16 protein-coding genes and 1 tRNA gene are annotated in these 21,183 nt (G+C 63.9%); 5 read left to right on the top strand and 12 right to left on the bottom strand.

The window, feature by feature from the left end:
• Positions 1-32: 32 nt before the first annotated feature.
• Together argS and ACLI1C_RS09085 are read right to left on the bottom strand one after the other, a co-directional pair.
• Positions 33-1,778: an arginine--tRNA ligase gene (gene argS, locus ACLI1C_RS09090; protein WP_411396542.1), complete on the bottom strand. Its 1,746-nt coding sequence runs from the start codon at positions 1,776-1,778 to the stop codon at positions 33-35.
• 30 nt (positions 1,779-1,808) lie between these two features.
• Positions 1,809-3,002: a deoxyguanosinetriphosphate triphosphohydrolase gene (locus ACLI1C_RS09085; RefSeq protein ID WP_411396541.1), complete on the bottom strand. Its 1,194-nt coding sequence runs from the start codon at positions 3,000-3,002 to the stop codon at positions 1,809-1,811.
• 86 nt (positions 3,003-3,088) lie between these two features.
• On the opposite strand from ACLI1C_RS09085, the gene erpA reads away from it, so the two are divergent.
• The 3 genes from erpA to xth are packed head-to-tail and all read left to right on the top strand — an operon-like array spanning position 3,089 to position 5,375.
• Positions 3,089-3,439 carry an iron-sulfur cluster insertion protein ErpA gene (gene erpA, locus ACLI1C_RS09080; RefSeq protein WP_411396540.1) on the top strand — a complete coding sequence of 117 codons (351 nt, stop codon included), beginning with the start codon at positions 3,089-3,091 and terminating at the stop codon, positions 3,437-3,439.
• A 43-nt stretch (positions 3,440-3,482) separates the two neighbouring features.
• Entirely contained in the window at positions 3,483-4,580 is a 1,098-nt protein-coding gene (locus tag ACLI1C_RS09075; RefSeq protein ID WP_411396539.1) for a serine hydrolase domain-containing protein, read from the top strand.
• Between the two features lie 9 nt (positions 4,581-4,589).
• Positions 4,590-5,375, top strand: a complete 786-nt coding sequence (gene xth, locus ACLI1C_RS09070) for an exodeoxyribonuclease III (RefSeq protein ID WP_411396538.1) — start codon at positions 4,590-4,592, stop codon at positions 5,373-5,375.
• A 3-nt stretch (positions 5,376-5,378) separates the two neighbouring features.
• Here the strand turns inward: xth and ACLI1C_RS09065 are convergent, their stop codons facing one another.
• Positions 5,379-6,191, bottom strand: a complete 813-nt coding sequence (locus ACLI1C_RS09065; RefSeq protein ID WP_411396537.1) for a tetratricopeptide repeat protein — start codon at positions 6,189-6,191, stop codon at positions 5,379-5,381.
• 676 nt (positions 6,192-6,867) lie between these two features.
• Between ACLI1C_RS09065 and ACLI1C_RS09060 the strand changes: the two genes are divergently transcribed.
• Complete coding sequence (locus tag ACLI1C_RS09060) at positions 6,868-8,718, top strand: ABC transporter ATP-binding protein (RefSeq protein WP_411396536.1); 1,851 nt, start codon at positions 6,868-6,870, stop codon at positions 8,716-8,718.
• 16 nt (positions 8,719-8,734) lie between these two features.
• Here the strand turns inward: ACLI1C_RS09060 and ACLI1C_RS09055 are convergent, their stop codons facing one another.
• From ACLI1C_RS09055 to ACLI1C_RS09015, 9 genes are all read right to left on the bottom strand, one after another.
• A complete protein-coding gene (locus ACLI1C_RS09055) occupies positions 8,735-9,742 on the bottom strand; it encodes a CorA family divalent cation transporter (RefSeq protein ID WP_411396535.1) in 1,008 nt (335 codons plus the stop codon).
• 24 nt (positions 9,743-9,766) lie between these two features.
• A complete protein-coding gene (locus ACLI1C_RS09050; protein WP_411396534.1) occupies positions 9,767-12,526 on the bottom strand; it encodes a valine--tRNA ligase in 2,760 nt (919 codons plus the stop codon).
• A gap of 699 nt (positions 12,527-13,225) precedes the next feature.
• Positions 13,226-13,966: a PopZ family protein gene (locus tag ACLI1C_RS09045; protein ID WP_411396533.1), complete on the bottom strand. Its 741-nt coding sequence runs from the start codon at positions 13,964-13,966 to the stop codon at positions 13,226-13,228.
• A 193-nt stretch (positions 13,967-14,159) separates the two neighbouring features.
• Positions 14,160-15,539, bottom strand: coding sequence for a TolC family outer membrane protein (locus ACLI1C_RS09040; RefSeq protein WP_411396532.1), 1,380 nt, complete (start codon positions 15,537-15,539; stop codon positions 14,160-14,162).
• Positions 15,540-15,673: 134 nt separating this feature from the next.
• On the bottom strand, positions 15,674-16,330 hold the full coding sequence (locus ACLI1C_RS09035; RefSeq protein WP_411396531.1) for a protein-L-isoaspartate O-methyltransferase family protein: 657 nt from the start codon (positions 16,328-16,330) through the stop codon (positions 15,674-15,676).
• A 297-nt stretch (positions 16,331-16,627) separates the two neighbouring features.
• The gene (locus ACLI1C_RS09030; protein WP_411396530.1) at positions 16,628-16,828 is read right to left on the bottom strand and encodes a hypothetical protein; all 201 of its coding nucleotides are present in this window, start codon (positions 16,826-16,828) and stop codon (positions 16,628-16,630) included.
• A gap of 165 nt (positions 16,829-16,993) precedes the next feature.
• Positions 16,994-17,067, bottom strand: a tRNA-Cys gene (locus ACLI1C_RS09025).
• Between the two features lie 93 nt (positions 17,068-17,160).
• On the bottom strand, positions 17,161-19,707 hold the full coding sequence (locus ACLI1C_RS09020; protein ID WP_411396529.1) for an ABC transporter permease: 2,547 nt from the start codon (positions 19,705-19,707) through the stop codon (positions 17,161-17,163).
• Entirely contained in the window at positions 19,704-20,411 is a 708-nt protein-coding gene (locus ACLI1C_RS09015) for an ABC transporter ATP-binding protein (RefSeq protein ID WP_411396528.1), read from the bottom strand. Before ACLI1C_RS09015 ends, ACLI1C_RS09020 begins: the two co-directional genes overlap by 4 nt.
• Before the next feature lie 73 nt (positions 20,412-20,484).
• Between ACLI1C_RS09015 and ACLI1C_RS09010 the strand changes: the two genes are divergently transcribed.
• Positions 20,485-21,105, top strand: coding sequence for an arylesterase (locus tag ACLI1C_RS09010; protein ID WP_411396527.1), 621 nt, complete (start codon positions 20,485-20,487; stop codon positions 21,103-21,105).
• Positions 21,106-21,183 lie beyond the last annotated feature (78 nt).

Here is a 21,183-nt window from a genome sequence, read left to right as displayed (position 1 = left end):
GTGCCGCGAGTCATCACAGTATTGCGCCCGAATTATGAAAGTTCCTCGGGTGCGGAAACGCCCAGAATTGCTAGTGCGTTGGCGATGACCTGGCGCACGGCATCAACCAGCGCGAGTCGCGCCAAAGTCAGCTTTGGGTCGTCAAAGTTAACAAATCGTAACTGCGGGTCATCCTTGCCCTTGGCCCAGAAGCCGTGGAAGGCCGCGGCAAGCTCATGAACATAGAAGGCAATGCGATGCGGTTCGTGGGCGACAGCCGCCGCGGTGACGGTCCGCGGCCATGCCGCGAGCACCCGGACAAGGTCCAGTTCCGCCGGCGTGACGATGCGATCGATCTCGGCATTGGCCAGCGCAGAAGGGGACACATCGAGGGTGGGCAGGTCCCGCGCAGCGGTCTTGAAGATCGAATGCGTGCGGGCATGAGCGTATTGCACGTAGAAGACCGGATTGTCCTTGGTCTGCTCCTTGACCAGGGCAAAGTCGAAATCCATCGCCGCGTCGTTGCGCCGGTACATCAGCATGAAGCGGGTGGCGTCGGCACCCACTTCCTCCACGACATCTGCCAGCGTCACCAGGTCGCCGGAGCGCTTGGACATCTTGAATGGCTCGCCGTTCTTGAGCAGGCGAACGAGCTGGCAGATACGCACATCCATGTCGGCAGCATTGAGCGAGACGGCCTTGGTGGCCGCCTGCAGGCGCTTGACGTAGCCGGAATGGTCGGCGCCTAGCACGTTGATCATGTGCTTGAAGCCGCGCAGGAACTTGTTGCGGTGATAGGCGATGTCTGCCGCGAAATAGGTGTAGGAGCCGTCCGACTTGACGAGCGGCCGATCGATATCGTCACCGAAATCGGTGGCGCGGAACAAGGTCTGCTCGCGATCTTCCCACTCCTCGGGAGTCTTGCCCTTGGGTGGATCCAGCCGGCCCTCATAGACCATGCCTTTTTCGCGCAGCCAGGCCAGGGTGGTTTCGATGTCGCCCCCTGTTCCGTGCAGCGTGCGCTCGGAGAAGAACACCTGGTGATGGATGTTGAGCCGCGCCAGGTCCTGCTTGATGAGTTCCATCATGGCGGCCAGGGCCGCTTCGCGGGCGATCAGGACGGCCTCTTCCTCCGGCTTGTCCAGCAGGCTGCGGCCGTGTTCGGCCGCCAGCGCCTGGCCGACCGGGACGAGATATTCGCCCGGATAGAAGCCGGACGGGATCTCGATGGTCTCGCCCAGGGCCTCGCGATAGCGCAGAAAGGCCGAGCGACCGAGCGTGATGGTCTGCCCGCCGGTGTCGTTGATGTAATATTCCCGCGTTACCTCGAAGCCAGAATAGGCCATGAGGGCAGCGAGCGTATCGCCGAAGACGGCGCCGCGCGTGTGGCCGACATGCATCGGGCCGGTGGGGTTGGCCGAGACATATTCGATATTGACGCGCTCGCCCTGCCCGAGCGCGGAACGGCCATAGTCTTCACCCTGCTCGGCAATGGAGCGCAGCACCTCATGCCAGATGGGGGCTTCGAGGCGGAAGTTGATGAAGCCAGGACCGGCAACCTCGACCGACTGCACGTCCTCGTCGTGGCGGAAATGTTCGACCAGGGCGGCGGCAACGTCGCGCGGATTCTTGCCCAGGGGCTTGGCGACGATCATCGCGGCATTGGTGGACAGGTCGCCATGGGACGCATCGCGCGGCGGCTCGACCACGATGCGGGCGAGCAGGTCGGCGCCGACTTCGGGGTAGAGAACCTGCATCGCATTGCCGATGCGCGCGGAAAACAGTGCAAAGACGTCCATGATATACCTGAAGGCTAAGGTGGGCCGGGGTTAACGGAATTCCGGGCGAGCGTCAAACAGCCGGGCATATTCGTCGAGTGCGTAGGGGTCGGTCATGCCGGCGATGAAGTCGGCAACGATGCGGGCGAACTGGTGATCATCGCTCGCGGCTTGAGCATAGCCGCCCCAGCGTCCGGGCAGGTCGCGCGTTGCCATGTAGCGTTCGAACAGGTCGTGCACCACGGCCTCGCTGCGGCGGACCGGCGCCATGACGGTTTCGTGGCGATAGACGCGGTCAAACAGGAAGGCCTTGAGGCCGCGCTCGCCTTCGGCAGCTTCGCGCGAGAAAGTCACCTGCATGCTGCCAGCCAAACGCACGCTTTCTGCCGACGTGACGCCTGATGCTGCGATATTAGCGGAGGTGGTGGCGATCACGTCCTCGATGGTGCGAGTAATGAGCCGGCGCTGCACTTCATGGGCCTGCCGCTTGGGGGCGACATGGGGATAGAGCTGCAGCACTTCGCGCACGATGGGACCGGCCAGTGGAACCTCGACCATATCATCCAGCCTGATCAGCCCGGCACGCAGGGCGTCATCGATGTCATGGGCATTATAGGCCACGTCATCGGCAATGGCGGCAATCTGGGCCTCCAGCGAGGGATAACTGGAGAGGCGCAGGTCGGCGACAGCGGGAATATCATCAAGCCCGGCTGGCAGCCCCTCCGCCGCATATCGGCCAGACGGCGTGCCATCGGCATGGATCAACGGCCCATTATGCTTAAGTATCCCCTCAAGCGTTTCCCAGGTCAGATTGAGCCCGTCATGCTCGGCATAGCGGTTTTCGAGGCGCGTTACGACGCGCATGGCCTGGATGTTGTGATCGAAACCGCCATAGGGTGCCATGCAGGCATGCAGCGCCCGTTCCCCGGCATGGCCGAAAGGGGTGTGGCCCAGATCGTGTGACAGGGCGACAGCCTCGGCCAGGTCTTCATCGAGCTGCAGCGCGCGCGCCATGGAGCGGGCCATCTGGCTGACTTCGAGCGTATGCGTCAGCCGGTTGCGGAAGTGATTGCCATCGTGGTGCAGGAAGACCTGAGTCTTGTGCTGCAGGCGACGGAAGGCCGTGGAGTGGATGATCCGGTCACGGTCGCGCTGAAACTCGGAGCGCGTCGGGCTCGGTCCGGTGCCGTAGAGGCGCCCAAGGGACTGCTCGGGTTTGCTGGCGTAGGGAGCGGTATCGCTCATCGTTCTGACAAAGCCCTTTTCATTCTCGGCAAGAGTTACTATTTTAGCCCTACCGTTATGACATTACGAACGGCACGGATTCCCAGATGACCGATACCGCACTCGCGCCCACCGAAGTCGTTCTCACCGATCGCGCTGCCAAGCGCGTGTCCCGTATTCTGGCCAAGGAGCCGGAGGGCACAGTGTTGCGCATCTCGGTTGCCGGCGGTGGTTGCTCCGGATTTCAGTATGAATACAACCTCGTACAGGAAAAGCCGGCCAGCGACGACATCGTTTTGAGCAAGGGCGACGCCGTCGTGCTGATCGATTCCATGAGTCTTGAATTCATGGGCGGGGCCGAGATCGACTATGTCGACGACCTGATCGGGCAGAGCTTCCAGATCCGCAATCCCAATGCGGTTGCCTCCTGCGGCTGCGGCACCAGCTTCGCGGTCTGACCGACCAACACTTCCAAACACAAATGCAGGGGCGAATATGGGCATGCATGTCGATGCAGTGATGGACGCTGCCATCGCGGGACAGAAGATCGTCGGCGCTGAGGTAATTGCCTACAAGGACGGTGCATTGGCGCTTCGCCGCGTAGCGGGCCATTTCGACCGCGAGGCCGGCACGCCAATGGTTGAGAATGCCATTTATCGCCTGGCGTCGGTCACCAAGCCCATCGTGGCGGCGACGGCGCTGGCAATGGTCGACAAGGGCCTGCTGCAACTTGACGATCCGGTCAGCCGGCACCTGCCCTATTTCACGCCCTCCCTGGCGGATGGATCGCCCGCACGCATTACCATCCATCACCTGCTGACGCATACCGGCGGGCTGGCCTACGCCTATCCGGCGGATCCATCGATCTCCACTGGCCTGGGACCCAGCGACAAGGGATTCGAGGACAATTTCAGCCGCGTCGCGCGGCAACCCCTGCTGTTCGCGCCGGGTACCGCCTGGACCTATTCGGTTGCGATCGACGTGCTGGGCGCGGCGCTTGCAGCCATTCATGGCGGTTCACTGGAAGCGGCCGTGCGCCAGCATATCAGCGGCCCACTCAGAATGGCGGAGACGGGCTTTTTTGTTGCCGACATGGGTCGCCTGGCCAAGCCCTACGCGGACGGCACACCGCCCATGCCAATGGGCGATCCGCAAATGGTGCCGAACGAAACCGGCGAAGGCCCGACATTTTCTCCGTCGCGGATTTTCAGCGCGACGGCCTTCCAGTCCGGCGGGGCCGGCATGGCGGGTACCCCCGAGGATATCGCGACCTTTCTCGAGGCCATGCGTCGCAATGGCGGCGGCGTGATCCGACCCGAGACGGCCGCGCTCGCCTTTTCCAACCGCATCGGGGACGTTCACCGCGAGGAACCCGGCCAGCGTTTCGGCTATCTCGGCGCCGTCATCGATGATCCGGTTGCCGCCAATTCGGCCTCGGCCAGAGGCACAGTCAATTGGGGTGGGGTCTATGGCCATTCCTGGCTTGTCGATCCTGCGAACGGCATTACCATAGTGTCGATGAGCAACACGGCGCTCGAAGGATGCACGGGTCGCTATCCCAAGGACCTCATCAAATCCGTCTATGCCGACCTGAGCTGAGGACATCCCATGGCACTTCGTATCGCCACCTGGAACATTGCCGGCATCAAGGCCCGAATTGAGCCGCTGCTGAAGTGGCTGGGCGAGGAAAAGCCCGACATCGTCGTGCTGCAGGAGATCAAGACGGTCGACGAGGGGTTCCCGCGGCTGGAGATCGAGGCGCTGGGCTACAATGTGGAAACACATGGGCAGAAGAGCTGGAATGGCGTTGCCATCCTTTCACTGCTGCCGTTTGACGAGGTTTCTCTGCGCCTTCCAGGCGATGACAGCGACGAGCAGGCGCGCCTGATCGAGGGGGTGTTCTCGGTCGAGACCGGCGCGATCCGGGTGTGCGGCATCTACCTGCCTAATGGCAATCCGGTCGACAGCGAGAAATTCCCCTACAAGCTGGCCTGGATGCGGCGACTGGAGACCTATGTCGAAAGCCGGCTGGCGCTCGAGGAGCCCTTCATCCTCTTGGGTGATTTCAACATCATTCCGGCTCCCATCGATGCGCATGATCCCGACGCCTGGTGGGGCGATGCGCTCTATCGGCCGGAAAGCCAGGAGCGCTGGCGCACGCTGATGAACCTGGGACTGACGGATGCGCTGCGGGCGACGACGGCGGAGCCAGCCTATACCTTCTGGGACTTCCAGGCGGGCGCCTGGCGGCGCAATGCCGGCATCCGCATCGATCATCTCCTGCTGTCGCCGCAGGCGGCGGATCGGCTTGAAGACGTCACCGTGCACAAGGATGTGCGCGGCTGGGACAAGCCGAGCGACCATGTGCCGGTCGAGGGTCGCTTCACCTTCTAGGCGTCAGAACGCTGCGAACTGGGGCGCGACGCTTTCCGCCAGGGCGAAGGCTTCGGCACGCTGCTCAGGAGCCGCGACGGAAACCGCGCGGTTGAGCAATTCACCTATCCAGGCGGCGTCGCCGGTGGCGGCGCAGCGCTGCTGGGCGATCACCATCCACATCAGGCCTTCGACCGGCTGCGCCTCGATGCCTTCGACACCGTTGAACAGCAAATCCCCAAGCTGGGCCTGGGCCGGGCAGTGACCCTTGCGAGCGGCCAGGGAGAACCAGCGGGCACTCTGCAGCGGATTTACGCCCATGCCGCTCTCGTTCATGTAGAGCAGGCCAACGCGGTATTGTGCGTCCGCATCGCCGAAATAGGTGGCGGCATGCAGCAGCAGGGCATGCGAACGATCGGCGTCAGCGGGAATGCCGGCATCGGGCAGACCCTCGCGGTAGTAATCGCCAACCTTGACGAAGGACTGCGCCACGATATCAGCCTCGACACCCTTGGGTGCGGCGTCGGCATGCTGATTGGCGATCTGGGCAAAATAGCCGAAAGCCTTGACCGGATCCCGGTCCACGCCCTCGCCATTCTCGTACATGGTTCCCAGCTGCCACATGGCCATGGGCTGACCGGCCTCGGCTGCATCTTCGAGCGCCGCGAGCAAATCATCACCCGACACGCCACCCCCTGCCCCGTCGAGCATGTTGGCCATGTTGAGCGCGGCATCGGCTGCCGTCTGGGCGTGCACAGGCAGAGCCGACGCCATCAGGGCGAAGAGCGCTGCCGTTGTCACGGAAATCAGGGAGTGGTCCCTAATGGTCCGCATCATACTCCTTCTTGCCCGCTGGGCAGCGGGCCAATTTGCTTCCCGGACCCGGTATCCGGGTTCCGTAACGGCGCGCCGACATGATCGGCAGCACCTGCGATTGCCTTGTCCGATCTGCCTGCCGCGAATGCGAAGGCCGGACGTTAAGCAATCAGTAACCTCCGTTTGTGACCGCATTTCAGCCGGACCCATCACAAGATGGCGTTCGGTCAATTTGCCTGCCGGACCGCGTTTTGCGGCTTGCCGACAGAGCGGGCGGACACGTCGTCGATCTACCTCCAACTTCGGCCAAACCCGCATGCCAGCAGCTCTTGCGAGACTTTGGCGCACCTGTCTGACCGACGGCTTTGTATCCGGGGTTGAAAAACAGCAGGCACGCGGACCTTGCCGCGGTGCTTGCAGGCCATCCGCCCCCGAATGCCTATGCCGTCTGGTTTAGGGTGAGATTGTGGCGACAAACATCGCCAAATCGTTGCCAGAGCCCGGCGCGAAATCGAATCCGGAACGCTGTTGCGGAATCAGCACAGAGTCCGCGGTGGAGAGGCGTCAGCGCGGCGTCAACCGTTGTGCCACGGCGGCGCCAGACGCATAGTGACGCAAGACCGCGAACCGAGGAGCGAAGAGATGAAGACCCTGTCCACAGCGAAAGGAGACAAGTTTCAACAGGACATGACCATCCATGCATTCTCAAAATCCGCGGCCGGAGCAGCGCAGCGACGCAGGCCGTAACCACGCCCTTCCAGAATTCATCGCCAGACTGATTGCGGGCCGGAACGGCGATCTGGACCGCACGCTCTCGCGTGCCCGCAAGTTCCTTGGCTACTACAGGCCCTATGTACCGTTGCTGCTGGCCGACCTGGCCTGCGCCGTGCTCGTTGCGGCCAGCGCGATAGCCCTGCCGCTCTGCGCCAGCTACATCACCTCCCGCCTACCAGAACTGGCCGCAGCTGACGACGCGCTACTGCAAATCCTCAGCATGGGCGGGATCATGCTGGGTGTGTTCCTCGTGCAGTCGCTGGCGACCTATTTCGTCGACTATCAGGGCCACGTGATGGGTGCACGCATCGAGGCGGATGTGCGCCAGGAGCTGTTCGAGCACTGCCAGAAGCTCAGCTTCGGCTTTTATGACCGGCAGCGCGTGGGCCAGTTGATGAGCCGGATCAGCAATGACTCGCTGTGGCTGGGCGAGCTGTTCCACCATGGCCCGGAAGACATCGCCATCAGCCTGCTCAAGTTCGGTGGGGCCATGGCAGTGCTGACCATCATCGATCCTGTACTGGCGGGGCTGATTGCCCTGCTGGTGCCGTTTGCCATCGTCTATGCCCGGCATTTCAACGGCAAGATGAATGTGGCGCTGCGCTCCAGCAAGGAGCGGATCGCGGCGGTCAACGAGCGGGTGGAGGACGCGCTGGGCGGGGTGCGGGTCGTGCAGTCCTTTGCCAATGAAGCGGTCGAGATGCGGCGCTTTGCGGTCGAGAACCAACGCTTCCTGCAGAGCCGCCGGGATGGCTATCGCAGCGAGGCCCTGCTGTGGGTGGGCATGGATGGCTTTGCGCAACTGGTGACGATCATGGTGATCGTTGCGGGCGCCATCCGTATCCTGACTGCCGACCTCACCGTGGCGGACATGCTCACCTTCCTGCTCTGTGTGGGCGTGCTGGTGGATCCGGTACGGCGGCTGGATAACTTCATCCGGCTCTGGCAGGAGGGTGCCACCGGCTTTGTGCGGGCCATGGAGCTGCTGGAGGAGGAACCCGATATTGCCGACCGGCCGGGCGCCGTGGATATCGGCCCGGTGGCGGGTGCTGTCCGTTTCCGTGATGTGAGCTTCGGCTATGGCGAAGGCCATGGGCCTGTCTTCAACGGGCTGTCCTTCGACATTGCGCCGGGTGAATTCGTGGCGCTGGTGGGACCGTCGGGCGTTGGCAAGAGTACGTTGTGCGCGCTCATTCCGCGCTTCTACGACGTGACCTCGGGGGCAATCACCATCGACGGCAAGGATGTCCGCGACGTGACGCTGGCGTCGCTGCGGCGCAGCGTGGGGGTGGTGCAGCAGGATGTGTACCTGTTCAGCGGTACCGTGGAAGAAAACCTGCGCTATGGAAGACCCGATGCCAGCCATGATGAGCTCATTGCAGCAGCCAAAGCTGCCAATGCACATGATTTTATCATGGCCCTGCCGGACGGGTATAAGTCGAATATCGGGCAACGCGGGGTGAAGCTGTCGGGCGGTCAGAAGCAGCGGCTGACCATTGCAAGGGCGTTTCTCAAGGACCCGGCAATCGTGATCTTCGACGAGGCGACCAGTGCGCTCGACAATGAGAGCGAACGGGCGGTGCAGCAGGCACTGCTGAGCCTGGCCAGGGGCCGGACCACGATCGTGATCGCGCATCGACTTTCGACCGTGCGCCATGCCGACCGCATCCTGGTGCTCACGGCTGACGGCATCGGCGAAGAAGGCACCCATGACACGCTGATGGCGGCCGACGGGCTCTATGCCGGGCTGCACCGGGTGTCGGCCAGCATCTAGGCCACTGCGGCCGCTGCTAGAGCCAGCGGCGGCCGCGCATCCACCAGATAATGCCGAGCGAGAGCAGGAAAAGCGCGGCACAGACGGTCCAGAAGGCGTGGGGGTTGTCGGCGAAGGGAATGCCCGAGACATTCATGCCCAACGCGCCGGTCAGCAGGGTCAACGGCATGAAGACCACTGTCACGGCCGCCAGGATCAGCATGGTGCGGTTCATCTGCTCGGCGCGGGCGTCGATGATCTGTTCGTGGACCAGCACGGCGCGTTCGGACAACGCCTGCAATTCATCCCCCAGGCGCGCCGAGCGAGCCGAGGCTTCGCGCAGGCGCAGGCGGTCGCGGGCAGTGAAATGGGAGAGATCTTCAATCTCGAGAGTGTTCAGCACGTCGCGCTGCGGCCAGACGAGGCGACGGAAGCTGATCAGCGTCCGCCGCAGGTGGCTCAGCTTGCCCTGCGCCCGCGAGGTGTTCTGGACGATGAGGGATTCCTCGATTTCATCCAGCCGGTCCCCCAGGCGTTCGACCAGCGGCTCCAGCCGGTCCGCAGCACGCAGACCCAGACGGGCGACCAGGTCGGCCGGCGAAACCGGCGCATGGTGGGAGCTTTCCCATTTGCTGAGACCGAGAAAATCGAGAATGTTGAGTTCGGACGCGATGATGACGCGACCCTTTTCGATCCACAGCGACAGCAATTGCCGGCCGATGTCCTCGGGCTCCGCACCGGGGCGGGCGACGCGCAGTACAATCATGGCCTTGTCGTCGATCACGGTGCAGCGCGAGCGCGTGCTGGGCACGGTCAACAGGTCGGCGTTGAAGACGCCGAGCTCTGCCTTCAGCCAGACCTTGAACTCGGGCGACCTTGAATTGCCGCAGACCAGCTTGAACCCGCGGGCAGGCACGGCGGGCATTCCGTCACCAGGCTCATGGCGAACAACTCCGCCCTTGCCGTCGAAGACCAGAACGGCGCCCACGCCCACCATGCCGTTTTCTACGGCACGAGTCGGCGGTTTGCGCGGGGTATCATCCATCGGTGCCGGACCATCCATGATGAATCAACTCAAGCGCTTGAGCGCCTCCAGGATGTGATGGCGGCGTTCAATGGCGGCTTCGCGACGGGCCTTCTGCTCTTCGATGACTTCCTCGGGCGCCTTGGCGACGAATTGCTCGTTGCCGAGCTTCTTGTCGATCTGGGCGATCTCGGCGTCGAGCTTGGTCACTTCCTTTTCGAGGCGGACCTGTTCGGCGGCGATGTCGATGACACCCGCCAGCGGCAGGGCCCAGGTGGCTTCGCCAACCACGAACTGGGCGGATTCGCCCGGGACGGTGGCCTGGGGCGAGATTTCCTCGAGGCGGGCAAGGCGCGTGATCAGCGACGTGCCGGCCACGAGGCGGCGGAGGGTTGTGTCCCCTGCCCCGACCACAACCATCTGCAGCTTGGCGCCGGCCGGCACGTTCATTTCGCTGCGGACCGAACGCACATTGGTGATGACGTCGATGAGCCAGTTGAGATCGGCATCGGCTTCCGGGTCTTCGAGACCTGCGAGGTCAGGCCATTCGGTGAGAATCAGCATGTTCTGGCGCGGGGCACCGAACTTGCCGGTCTCGGCCCAGAGCTCTTCGGTGACGAAGGGCATGAAGGGATGCAGGATGGTGAGGATCTGATCGAGCGCCCATGCGGCGGTGGCGCGGGTTTCGGCCTTGGCGGCCTCGTCCTCGCCCATGAGCACGGGCTTGGCGAATTCGACATACCAGTCGCAGAAGGTGCCCCAGACAAAGTCATAGGCGCTGTTGGCGGCTTCGTTGAACTTGTAGTCGACGATGCCCTGGGTGACGGCGGCGGCGCCGCGTGCGGTGGCGCCGACAATCCAGCGATTGAGCGGGAGGGTGTTGGCCCTGGGATCGTAGCCCTCGACGCGGCGGCATTCGTTCATTTCGAGGAAGCGGGCGGCGTTCCAGATCTTGGTGACGAAGTTGCGATAGCCCTCGACGCGCTGGATCGAGAGCTTGAGATCGCGGCCCTGCGCTGCCATGGCGGCGAGCGTGAAGCGGGTGGCGTCGGCGCCGTATTGATCGATGAGTTCGAGCGGGTCGATGACATTGCCCTTGGTCTTGCTCATCTTCTGGCCCTTCTCGTCGCGGACCAGGGCATGCATGTAGACCGTGTGGAACGGCTCTTCATGCAGGAACTCAAGACCCATCATCATCATCCTGGCAACCCAGAAGAAAATGATGTCGAAGCCGGTGACCAGAACGTCTGTCGGGTAGTAGCGACGCAGCTCGGCAGTGTCGTCCGGCCAGCCCAGGGTGGAGAAAGGCCAGAGGGCGGAGGAAAACCAGGTGTCGAGGACGTCTTCGTCGCGCTTGATGGCGGTCGGCTTGCCATAATGGGCGTCGGCCTGGGCCTGGGCCTCGGCCTCGCTATAGGCCACGAAGGCGTGGTTGTCCGGGCCATACCAGGCCGGGATCTGGTGACCCCACCAGAGCTGGCGGGAAATGCACCATGGCTTGATGTTCTCGAGCCAGGCGAAATAGGTGTTCTCGTATTGCTGGGGCACGAACTTCGTGCGGCCCTCGCGGACGGCGGCCAGCGCTGGCTGGGCGAGGACGTCGGCCTTGACCCACCACTGGTCGGTGAGGAAGGGCTCGATGACGACGAGCTTGGACTTCTCGTCATGGGGGACCATGATCTTCTTGTCCTCGATATGGTCGAGGCCACGGGTGGGTTCGGCTTCGGCAAGCGTGGTCAGGTCGGCGACGATGGCCTTGCGGGCAACGAAGCGATCGAGGCCGCGATAAGCGGCCGGGATGAAGTCAGCCGAGATGATCGAGCCGCCGGTGGTGAAGACGTTGATCTGCTCGAGATTGTTGCGGACGCCGACTTCGAAGTCGTTGAAATCGTGCGCAGGGGTGACCTTGACCGCACCGGTGCCGAGCGCCGGATCGGCATATTCGTCGGCGACGATGGGAATGCGGCGGCCGACCAGCGGCAGCTCGACGAACTTGCCGACCAGCGAGGCGTAGCGCTCGTCGGTCGGGTGAACGGCGACGCCGCTATCGCCCAGCATGGTTTCCGGGCGGGTGGTAGCGACGATGATGTAGTCGCGAGTTTCCCACTCGGTGGGCTTGCCATCCTCGTCATGGGCAATGGGGCACTGGTAGGTGACGCCATCGGCCAGGGGATAGCGCAGGTGCCACATATGGCCCTTGATCTCGATATTCTCGACTTCGAGATCGGAAATGGCGGTTTCGAGGCCCGGATGCCAATTGACCAGGCGCTTGGCGCGATAGATCAGGCCGCGCTGGTGCAGCTCGACGAAGACCTTGGTGACGGCACGAACCATCTGGTCGTCGGCGACGCCATTTTCGCCCATGGTGAAGCGTTCGCGGCTGAAATCAGCCGAAGCGCCGAGGCGCTTGAGCTGGTTCATGATGGTGCCGCCGCTCTCGGCCTTCCATTCCCAGATGCGCTCGACGAACTTTTCGCGACCCATTTCGCGACGGCCAGGCTGCTGGCGCTCCATCAGCTGGCGCTCGACGATCATCTGGGTGGCGATGCCGGCATGGTCGGTGCCGGGCTGCCAGAGCACGTCCTTTTTCAGCATGCGGTTGAAGCGGACCAGGATGTCCTGGATCGTGTTGTTCAGCGCATGGCCGATATGGAGCGAGCCGGTGACGTTGGGCGGCGGAATGACAATGGTGAAGGTCTCGGCGCCGGGCGCGGCGCCGGCCCCGGCGGCAAAGGCATTGGCCTTGAGCCAATCGGCATAGACGCGGTCTTCGACGGCGCCGGGCTCATAGGACTTTTCAAGCATTGGTCACTCGCAACAGCAGCGACCCGCCCAGGTGGACATTCCCGGGTTGAGAAAGACCTGGCGGGCCGGACAAGAGGTTGGGCTGACTTCAATCAAATGCCGGCTACGGGGTCAACTGGAAGTGCGCATGGCTGCCCCCCGGCCGGCAGAAACCGGTCGGTTGAACTGGATAGACGGACCCCGAGGCGGATGCCGCCTCTGGTAATTTAAAAACGAGACGACAACCGCCTCGGGGTGCCGGTTTTTGGAACAGTCCCGGTTATCGCGCCGCATGATCGCTCGCCATGCTGCGGCCGGATCTCGAACCTGCGCGAGAGGCAAAGCCCGCGCCCGGCTCACCCCGCCACTGTTCGCCTGCAGGCCGCCCATGCGGGGTGATGGGCAGGAGTGTGCCACAGGTTTTGGGGACGGGGAAAAGTTGGGGATGAAGCTCGAAGAACCCAGCAAACGCGGTCGTCACCCTCGGGCCTGACCCGAGGGGACTGCACTTGACCGAGGCTCGGCAAGGGAAGAGCCCTCGGGTCAAGCCCGAGGGTGACGATCTGTGGGTGGCTCCGGCCGGCATCTTCTTCTCCACATCCAGTCAGGCATGGGCAAGCTGCGGCATGCAGCGACCAGCTGCGGCCGACTCCGGGGCAAAATGCAAACGGCCCCCGGAACCTGTCCGAAGGCCGCTGATAAAACTGGGTGCGGGAAGAACTATTCGCCGCGAGAGACGCGGGCGATTTCCTTTTCGACCATGCGCTCGACGACGGCTGGCAGGTTTTCGTCCAGCCATTCCTTGAGCATGGGGCGCAGCATGTCGCGCATCAGCGACTCGATGGTGGCGCCGGCATTGCCGAGGCCAAGGCCATTGAGCTTGGTGATCGAGCTACGCACGGCCGCCTGGGTGGCGGGTTCGAGCAGCTGATCGGCCATGTCACTGGACAGCGTCGGATCGGGCAGCGGCGCGGCCTGGGCCACGGAGGCCTGGGCGCGCGGGGCGGGCGCAGGTTCCGGCGCGGGCTCGGGTTCCGGCTCGGGCTGGAAGCGCGCCATGGCCATGGGCGGCGGATCGAAGGCGGGCAGGTCTTCTTCCGGCTCGCTCACGTCGAAGGCGATATCTTCCGGCTCGACCAGCTGCGGCGCGGCGGCGGCAACGGGTTCCTCTTCGACGGCAGTATCGGCGAGAATGGAATCGAAGCTGAAGCCGCCGACATCATCGTCACCCTCGACGATCTGCGCGGCCGACAGGGCCAGCGGCTCGATATCGTCAAGCATGTCGCTGAGGTCGCGATCGAGCGAATCCGTCGGACGGGCGGGCGTTGCCTGCATGGGCGGGGGCGCGGCCTGGATGCTGGGCCGCCGCGGCACTCCGGCGGCATCGTCGTCGGCGATAATCTGCCGGATGGACGACAGGATCTCGTCCATCGAGGGTTCTTTGGGTGCCGGCTTGTTCATAGGTGCCTCTTACTCGTGCGCGCCCGAACCAGCCTGCAGCCTCCGCCAATGCGACTGACCTGATTCGTTACCAACACCTTAGCGCCCGCGGCCGCAATTAGGAATCGCCAAGCAAGCCGCAACGACTTCTTCCACTAAAACTTGTGGCCGGGCATTGCCCGGCCACCAGAACTGGATAGCGCTGCTGGAAAGCCTATTCGGCGACGGTGCGCAATTCCTGCCAGACGTCTTCGACAGCCTGATTGTAGCGCACGGCCGACTTGATCTCGACGGCAAGGCCCAGATCGGCCGCCGTCAGGCGCCCCATGGCCGAGAGCAGGGAGAAGGTGGCAATGACCTTGTTGGTCGAGGCATTGATCAGCCCTTCGCGGGCAGTGGTCAGCTCGGCCTGGGAATTGAGCACGTCAAGCGTGGTACGGGTGCCGAGGTCACGCTCCTGGATCACGCCGTCAAGCACGGTGCGGCCAGCCGAAACGGCGGAGTTGGCTGCGGAGATCTGTGCGTCGGCGCTCTGCATGCCGGCCCAGGCGGAAATCACCGCCTCGCGAATCTGGTCATAAGCGGACATGGCATCCACCTCCGACTTGATCTGCTCGATATTGGCCTTGCGTACGCCAGCGCCCAGGGCGCCGCCGGAATAGAGCGGGACCGTGATGGTGAAGCCCAGCCGGCCGCTGAGGCCCTGCGAGCCACCGGGATTGCTGAAGCCGGTGCCCACCGAGCCATTGACCGAAGCCGAGGGGCCGAACGCGGCCTGGGCCGCATCGGTGCTGGCCTGGGCGGCGCGAATGGCGGCCTTGGACAGCAGGATGGCCGGATGGCCGACTTCTGCCTCGGAAATTGCGGCCTGCAGGCTGGCCGGCACGAGGCGGCCGTAATTGTGGGAACTGTCGAGATTTTGCGGGGCTACACCGACATAGCGCTGGAAGGTGGCCTGGCTGATCTCGAGGCTGCTGACTGCGGCACGGTAGGTGGCCTGGCCCTGGGCCAGGCGCGCTTCGGCCTGGGCGACGTCGATTCGGGTGCCCTCGCCCACATCGAGCCGGTCCTGCGCCGATTGCAGCTGGGCCTGGAAGAAGTTCACGTTCTCCTGGCGCAGCGCCACCAGCTGGCGGCCGCTCAGCACGGACATATAGGCCTGGACGACAGCGAGCAGCACGTTCTGCTCGGTATTGCGAATCTGGTGCTCGGCAGCCTCGGCCCCGGCGCGCGCCGCTTCAATCTGCGCATCGGTCTTGTGGTTGTCGAAGATGGTCTGCTCGTAGGAGAGGCCGGCGGTGTAGCTGGTGCTGTCGGTGAAATTGCCGTTGGGATTGCCCTGCGTGGCCTGCCCGGCCGACCAGGCATAGGTGCCGCCGACACTGGCGCCGATCCTGGGGCGCATGCCGGCATTGGCCAGCGCGATGTTTTCCGCCGAGGCCTTTGCCTCAAGCAAGGCGGCCTGCAGCTCGGGCGCGTGATCGTAGGCAATGGTCAAGGCCTGACTGATCGACTGTGCCTGTGCACCACCCACTGACGTGGCAGCCAGACCCAGTGCCAGTATGCTGGCGACCAAATTCACGCGAAAGTCCATTGCCCGACTCCAAACCCCGAAACCTTATGCGCGGCACATGGGGGATACAACCTGCCGCAACAATCCCTTTGGGACTTCAATGTTCGAATCGTGCGGTCAAGTGCCCATCGTGCAACACAGGCTGCAACAATTCATTAAAAGACGAACTCTTCGTGACGTGTGCTGGCCTGCAGCGGCGGCAGGAAGGCATTGAACTCGGCTCGTGCGGTTAGTTTTCCACCAGCCTTGACGAAGACATGGGCAATGCCGACCGTGCCGGTCCGCAACAGCGCGACAAGGCGGCCGCCATCCTTCAGTGCGGCGATAAAGTTGTCGGGCACGCTATCGAGCATACCTTGCGCCAACATTACGTCGAAGCGCCCGACGCCGAACTGGGTGATATCGCCCGTGACGACGCTGGCATTGGCCAGACCAAGACTCGCGAGATTGGCGGCCGCCGCCGCAGCGAGCGCGGCATCCTGTTCGAGCCCGGTGACAGAGCGGGCCATGCCGGCCATGATGGCCGTGGCATAGCCGGTGCCAGCGCCGATATCGAGCACGGTATCATCAGCGGCGATCTCGGCGAGCTGCAGCAGACGGCCCAGAGTGGCGGGCGCGGGCATGAATCGGTTGGCGCCGGGCTTGCCAAACCACTGGATGTCATCGACGTAAGCCAGGTCGCGGCGGGACTGCGGCACGAAGACTTCGCGGGGCACGAGGCGGATGCGCGACAGCAGCCTCGCCTCGGTGACGCCGCCGGCGCGCAGCTGATTGTCGATCATCACCTGCCTTGCGCGATCGAAATCCACCATCAAGCCACCCTGCCCCAGTCATATGCCGGACGTGAATATCCGCCACATGCCGAACTGGCAAGCGGGCACGGCAAGGTCAGATCGATATGGGCTGCATGGCACCCATGCGAACCCCGGCCGTGTGCATCAGCCGGGGTCCATCATTGGGAGTGTTGGAGGTCGCAGGGGCAAACCTGCAAGCTATTAACGCGGGTTAATACTTCTGGTTCCCGGCCGGGGAACAGGCGCAGCGATGGATTGTGTCGCGGCGTGCTGGTTACCAAGAGGTCTGAAACGCAGTGAACCAGTGAGGCCGGTCTACGCCAGGCCGAAGGACCGCTGCACGGTGTCCAGCACCCTGTCGAGCAGCGGCGGATTGTTCCACAGCATGTATCCGCCCACGGCGATGGCGGCCAGAAAGACGAGGCCAACAACTTTCTTCAGAACTGAAAAAACCAGCCAGACGACCAGCAGGGCGACGAAGCCCAGTCCAATCATCGTGTAGGTATCGCCTTCCATAAGGTCTCCTGGTCATTAGACGCTGAAGGAATTGCCGCCGGGCATTCCCTGAAAATAACGGTGATGTCGGCATTTTGTCGGGGGTGCCAAAAAGGCCCGGGGAGCCAATGCTCACGGGCAGGCGCGCTTCCATGCGCCCGCCTCGCCACGACGAATTGAAGATGCTGGAGGCCACGTCCGGAATTGAACCGGAGTACGCGGATTTGCAATCCGCTGCGTAACCACTCCGCCACGTGGCCTCACGTCCGCAGTAACTATTGGACGGCAATCTCTTATGCAAGAGCCTGGCTAGCGGACCGTGAATTTTCTGAACAGACAGACGAGCGGGCGCGTCAGCCGTCTTCGCGCAATCGATCCGCGGGCCTTGCGGACATGGCGGACCAGGTCGTCGCGGCGCCCGTTGCCGTGGTGACGATGATGATTCCGGCGGCAAGCAGAGCAAGTTGCAGCGGCTGAACGGCGAAGTCGATCTCAAGCAGGAAGGTCGATGCTGCCCAGGCGCCGACAAGGGCAATGAGGCCGGCCAGGATGGCGGCGATTGCGCCCAGCAGGGCATATTCAATCAGAAATGCCAGGATGACGAAGGCGCGCCGGGCCCCCAGCACCTTCATGACGACCGCATCGGCCTCGCGCTGCTGGCGGCCGACACTGAGCGCGCCGGCCAGGACCAGGACGCCGGCAATGACGGCGGTGCCGCTGACGAGGGCTATGGCGCTGATCAGTCCGTCGAATACGGACTGCACGCGCGCCAGGGCATCCCCCACCGGCACGAATGCCAGCTGCGGCAGCGCCGCGATCAGGCGCGTCTCGACAGCGGATGCCTCGTCCGGAACCGCCTTTATGGTGCCGAAATAGGATTGCGGCGCGCTCTCGATCAGGCCGGGTGAGGCGATGATGCGGAAATTGAAGTCCGGGCTGCGCCAGTCGATGGCCCGGAAGCTGGTGATGGTCAGTCTCAGTGGCCGCCCCGCGATCGACAGGGTGATGGTGTCGCCCAGTTCAAGATCGAGCGCGTCGCGCATATCGGTGCTGAGGGAGGCCTGGGGCTCGCCGGCATAATCAGCCGGCCACCAGGAACCTTCGTCGATCGGTGTCCCCGCCGGAAGCTCCGAGGACCAGGTCAGCGCCGTGTCGCCGCGGAACAGTTCGGCGACCTCGCGGGGAACGTCGTCACTCGATGGCGCCGGGGAGCCGTCCAGCTCAGTGATGATGCCCCGCAGCATGGGAATGGTTGTCAGCGTTTCGACCTGCGACGTCCCGGCGATGAAGGCCTCAAGGGAAGCCAGTTCGCCACGATCCATGTCCAGCAGCACAAAATCGGGCGCTTCGGCGCTGACCTCCGTGGCGATCTGGTTGTTGATGTTGGACTGGGTGGTCACGATGAGCAGGAGCAGAGAAAGCCCCATGCCCATCGACACCAAGACGGTTGTGGTCGGCGCGCCGGGGCGGATGATTGCCGAGACCGCCTGGCGGAGAAGCCGCTGGCGCGGCGCGGCGACCCTGATCAGGAAACGCCGCAACAGGGCGGCTGCGAGGCGCAGCAGGGCAAAAGCGACCAGCGTGCCGGCAAAGTAGATGGCCACGAGTCGAAGATCACTGGCGATGAGCAGGGTCAGGCCGAAGACGATGGCAAAGCCGGCCAGGAGCGGCGTGACGGCGCCCGGCATGAGCAAGGCCCGCCAATCGAGGCCCTCCATCGCGCTGGTCGAGCCGGCACGGAAGAGCAGGGCCGGCCGGATGGCGCGGGCCTGCAACAAGGGCACCCAAGAGAAGATGAGCGCGGTGACCAGGCCAATGGCGCCCGCGACCAGCATGGACCGAACATGCAGTACAGGCGGCAGGTCGATACCGATCAGGCCCGACAGCAAGGGCAGCAGCGCCAGGGTCGCCGCAGCGACGATCACCAGACCGATGACGACGGCGATAAGGGAGAGAAGAGCGATCTGCACCAGAAAATGGAACAGCACGCGCCCGCCCTTGGCGCCCAGCGAACGCATGGTGGCGATGGCGCCCTGGCGCTCGCCGACATAGGCAGCGACCGCATTGGCCGCACCCAGGCCGCCGACCACCATGGAGGAGAGCGCCACGAGCAGCATGAAATTGCCGAAGACGCCAATGAAGCGCGCAATGGTTGCCGTTGCCTGACGGGGCGACCTGATCTGCCAGTCCCGCTCCGGGAAAGCCTCATCCAATGCGGCGCGCGCGGCCTCGAAGTCGCCCCTGGCCAGCAGGACCTTGTAGCGGAACTGGCTCAGCACCCCTTCTTCGCGCAGCCCGGCGGGAGCCAGTGCCTGGGCCGAAATCAGCGCGGGGGCGCCAAGCTGGAAACCGGCAGTCGCCTGATCCGGCAGCGCTTCGATAATGCCGCGCAACTCGACATCAAGCGCCCCGATGCGAACGGTTTCGCCGACCTGCGCATCGAGGCGCAAAGCCGCCTGCTGGGAGAGCAGCACCCCGAAAGTTCCGCTCCGTTCAGCAAGCAGAGCGCCAATGCTGCCATCCTCGGCGCCGGCAGCAAGGATAACGCTTCCCACCAGCGGGTAGGCGTCGCTCACCGCCCGAAGCGCGAGAAAGGCGCTCCTGCCGTTGGCGGAGGCCTGGGAGTTGATCTCGACCTCGCGGCTGACGCGGCCCAGTGCATCGAGCGCTGCCACCACTGCATCGTCGACATCGCTGCGCTGGGACCGCAGCTCCAGATCACCCCCCAGGATGAGCCCGGCATCGCGTTCGATGGCGGCCTCGACGCTGCTGCGTACCGCACTGACGGTGCCAATGGCGGCCACGCCCAGGGCGAGGCAGGCAATCAGGATGACGAACCGCCGGGCGCTGCCCCGCAGATCGATCAGCGACACGCGCAACCAGGCTTGCAGACGCCTCATGACAATGCGGCTTCCCGTTCCAGCTCGCGCAGTTCCCCACGGTCCATGCGCATGCGGCGATCGGCCCGCACGGCCAGACCATTGTCATGGGTGATCAGCAGGACAGCCATGGTGTTGCGTCGCGCCAGGCTGAACAACAGGTCGATGGCCGATGCGGCGGTTTCCTGGTCAAGATTGCCGGTCGGCTCGTCAGCCAGCAGAAGCCTCGGCCGCGTGACAATGGCCCGCGCCAATCCCACGCGCTGCTGCTCGCCGCCAGAAAGCGCAGAGGGCAGATGGGTCTCGCGCTCGGCCAGCCCCACCTCGGCCAGCGCAGCCCTGGCGCGGGAGCGTATCTCGGACAGCGGCAGGTCATCGAAGGCAATCTCGAGCGCCAGAGCCACATTCTCGAGCGCGGTCATGGAGGGAATGAGATGAAAGTTCTGGAACAGAATGCCGATATTCTGCCGCCGCACATCGGCGAGCTGATCTTCGTCCAGCCCCGTGAGATCCGAGCGGCCGACGGACACCAGGCCATCACTGACCTTTTCCAGACCCCCAAGCACCATCAGCAGGCTGGTCTTGCCACTGCCCGACGGGCCGACCACGGACACCACCTCGCCCGGGTTTATCGCAAACGTGATGGATTTGAGGATATGAAGTGCGCTGCCGCCCGACTTAAGGTGCAGGTTCATGTCCCGCGTGCGGGCGATGTTTTCGATCATAGGAGTTGGCCGGAAATTGGTCGGAACGGGTGGGATTGGTGCACTGGTGGTGAGGACAAGATGGTGGCAGCGCATGGCCGGCGCAATGGCCCTGACCGGCACGATTGCGGCATTGGCACAGCCGGTTATGGCCGAAGAGCCCACAATCCTGCTCTATGGCGACTCGCTGCTGGCCGGTCTGGGACTGTCGGCTGACGAGAGCCTGATGGGCCAGTTGCAGGCGGCCATGGACGCCAGGGGGATAGAGGCCACCCTGGTGAATGCCAGCGTCTCCGGCGACACGACGGCAGATGGGTTGGCGCGGCTCGACTGGACCCTGGGCGATGCCCCCGATGCGGTCATGCTTGGACTGGGCGCGAACGATATGTTGCAGGGCCTGCCGGCGGCTGATGCCCGGGCAAACCTGGAAGCGATACTGGCTCGGCTGGAGGCGCTCGACCTGCCGGTGCTGCTCCTGGGCATGAAGGCCAATCGCGGGCTGGGGGCGGGCTATGTGGACGCGTTCGACGCCATCTATCCCGAGCTGGCCCGGGAGCATGGCGCCCTGCTCTACCCGTTCTTCCTTGAGGGCGTGGCGCTTGATCCCGCTCTCAACCAGCCCGACAGGCTCCACCCCAATGCCAAGGGCGTGGCCACCATTGTGGCCGGCATGATGCCGCTAGTGGAGCAACTGGTTCAAAGTATCGGGCCGTGAGGGCCCCAGCCCGGAGTCACCGTGCCGAAGCGATGAGTTGCTGGTGGCGCTGCGGAACTATTTGGGGTCCATGAAGAC

The sequence above is a fragment of the Devosia sp. XGJD_8 genome (assembly GCF_046614475.1).
In the GTDB taxonomy this organism is placed as follows: Bacteria; Pseudomonadota; Alphaproteobacteria; order Rhizobiales; family Devosiaceae; genus Devosia.
The sequence above is the reverse complement of the archived record's forward strand: the minus strand, read 5'-3'. Positions and strand labels throughout refer to the sequence as shown.

Coding starts and splice junctions, on each gene's coding strand:
- ACLI1C_RS09075 (WP_411396539.1), top strand. CDS start 3,483: ATGCATGTCGATGCAGTGATGGACGCTGCCATCGCGGGACAGAAGATC.
- ACLI1C_RS09030 (WP_411396530.1), bottom strand. CDS start 16,828: ATGGAAGGCGATACCTACACGATGATTGGACTGGGCTTCGTCGCCCTG.
- xth (WP_411396538.1), top strand. CDS start 4,590: ATGGCACTTCGTATCGCCACCTGGAACATTGCCGGCATCAAGGCCCGA.
- ACLI1C_RS09050 (WP_411396534.1), bottom strand. CDS start 12,526: ATGCTTGAAAAGTCCTATGAGCCCGGCGCCGTCGAAGACCGCGTCTAT.
- erpA (WP_411396540.1), top strand. CDS start 3,089: ATGACCGATACCGCACTCGCGCCCACCGAAGTCGTTCTCACCGATCGC.
- ACLI1C_RS09010 (WP_411396527.1), top strand. CDS start 20,485: ATGGCCGGCGCAATGGCCCTGACCGGCACGATTGCGGCATTGGCACAG.
- ACLI1C_RS09060 (WP_411396536.1), top strand. CDS start 6,868: ATGCATTCTCAAAATCCGCGGCCGGAGCAGCGCAGCGACGCAGGCCGT.
- ACLI1C_RS09015 (WP_411396528.1), bottom strand. CDS start 20,411: ATGATCGAAAACATCGCCCGCACGCGGGACATGAACCTGCACCTTAAG.
- ACLI1C_RS09040 (WP_411396532.1), bottom strand. CDS start 15,539: ATGGACTTTCGCGTGAATTTGGTCGCCAGCATACTGGCACTGGGTCTG.
- argS (WP_411396542.1), bottom strand. CDS start 1,778: ATGGACGTCTTTGCACTGTTTTCCGCGCGCATCGGCAATGCGATGCAG.
- ACLI1C_RS09065 (WP_411396537.1), bottom strand. CDS start 6,191: ATGATGCGGACCATTAGGGACCACTCCCTGATTTCCGTGACAACGGCA.
- ACLI1C_RS09055 (WP_411396535.1), bottom strand. CDS start 9,742: ATGGATGATACCCCGCGCAAACCGCCGACTCGTGCCGTAGAAAACGGC.
- ACLI1C_RS09045 (WP_411396533.1), bottom strand. CDS start 13,966: ATGAACAAGCCGGCACCCAAAGAACCCTCGATGGACGAGATCCTGTCG.
- ACLI1C_RS09035 (WP_411396531.1), bottom strand. CDS start 16,330: ATGGTGGATTTCGATCGCGCAAGGCAGGTGATGATCGACAATCAGCTG.
- ACLI1C_RS09085 (WP_411396541.1), bottom strand. CDS start 3,002: ATGAGCGATACCGCTCCCTACGCCAGCAAACCCGAGCAGTCCCTTGGG.
- ACLI1C_RS09020 (WP_411396529.1), bottom strand. CDS start 19,707: ATGAGGCGTCTGCAAGCCTGGTTGCGCGTGTCGCTGATCGATCTGCGG.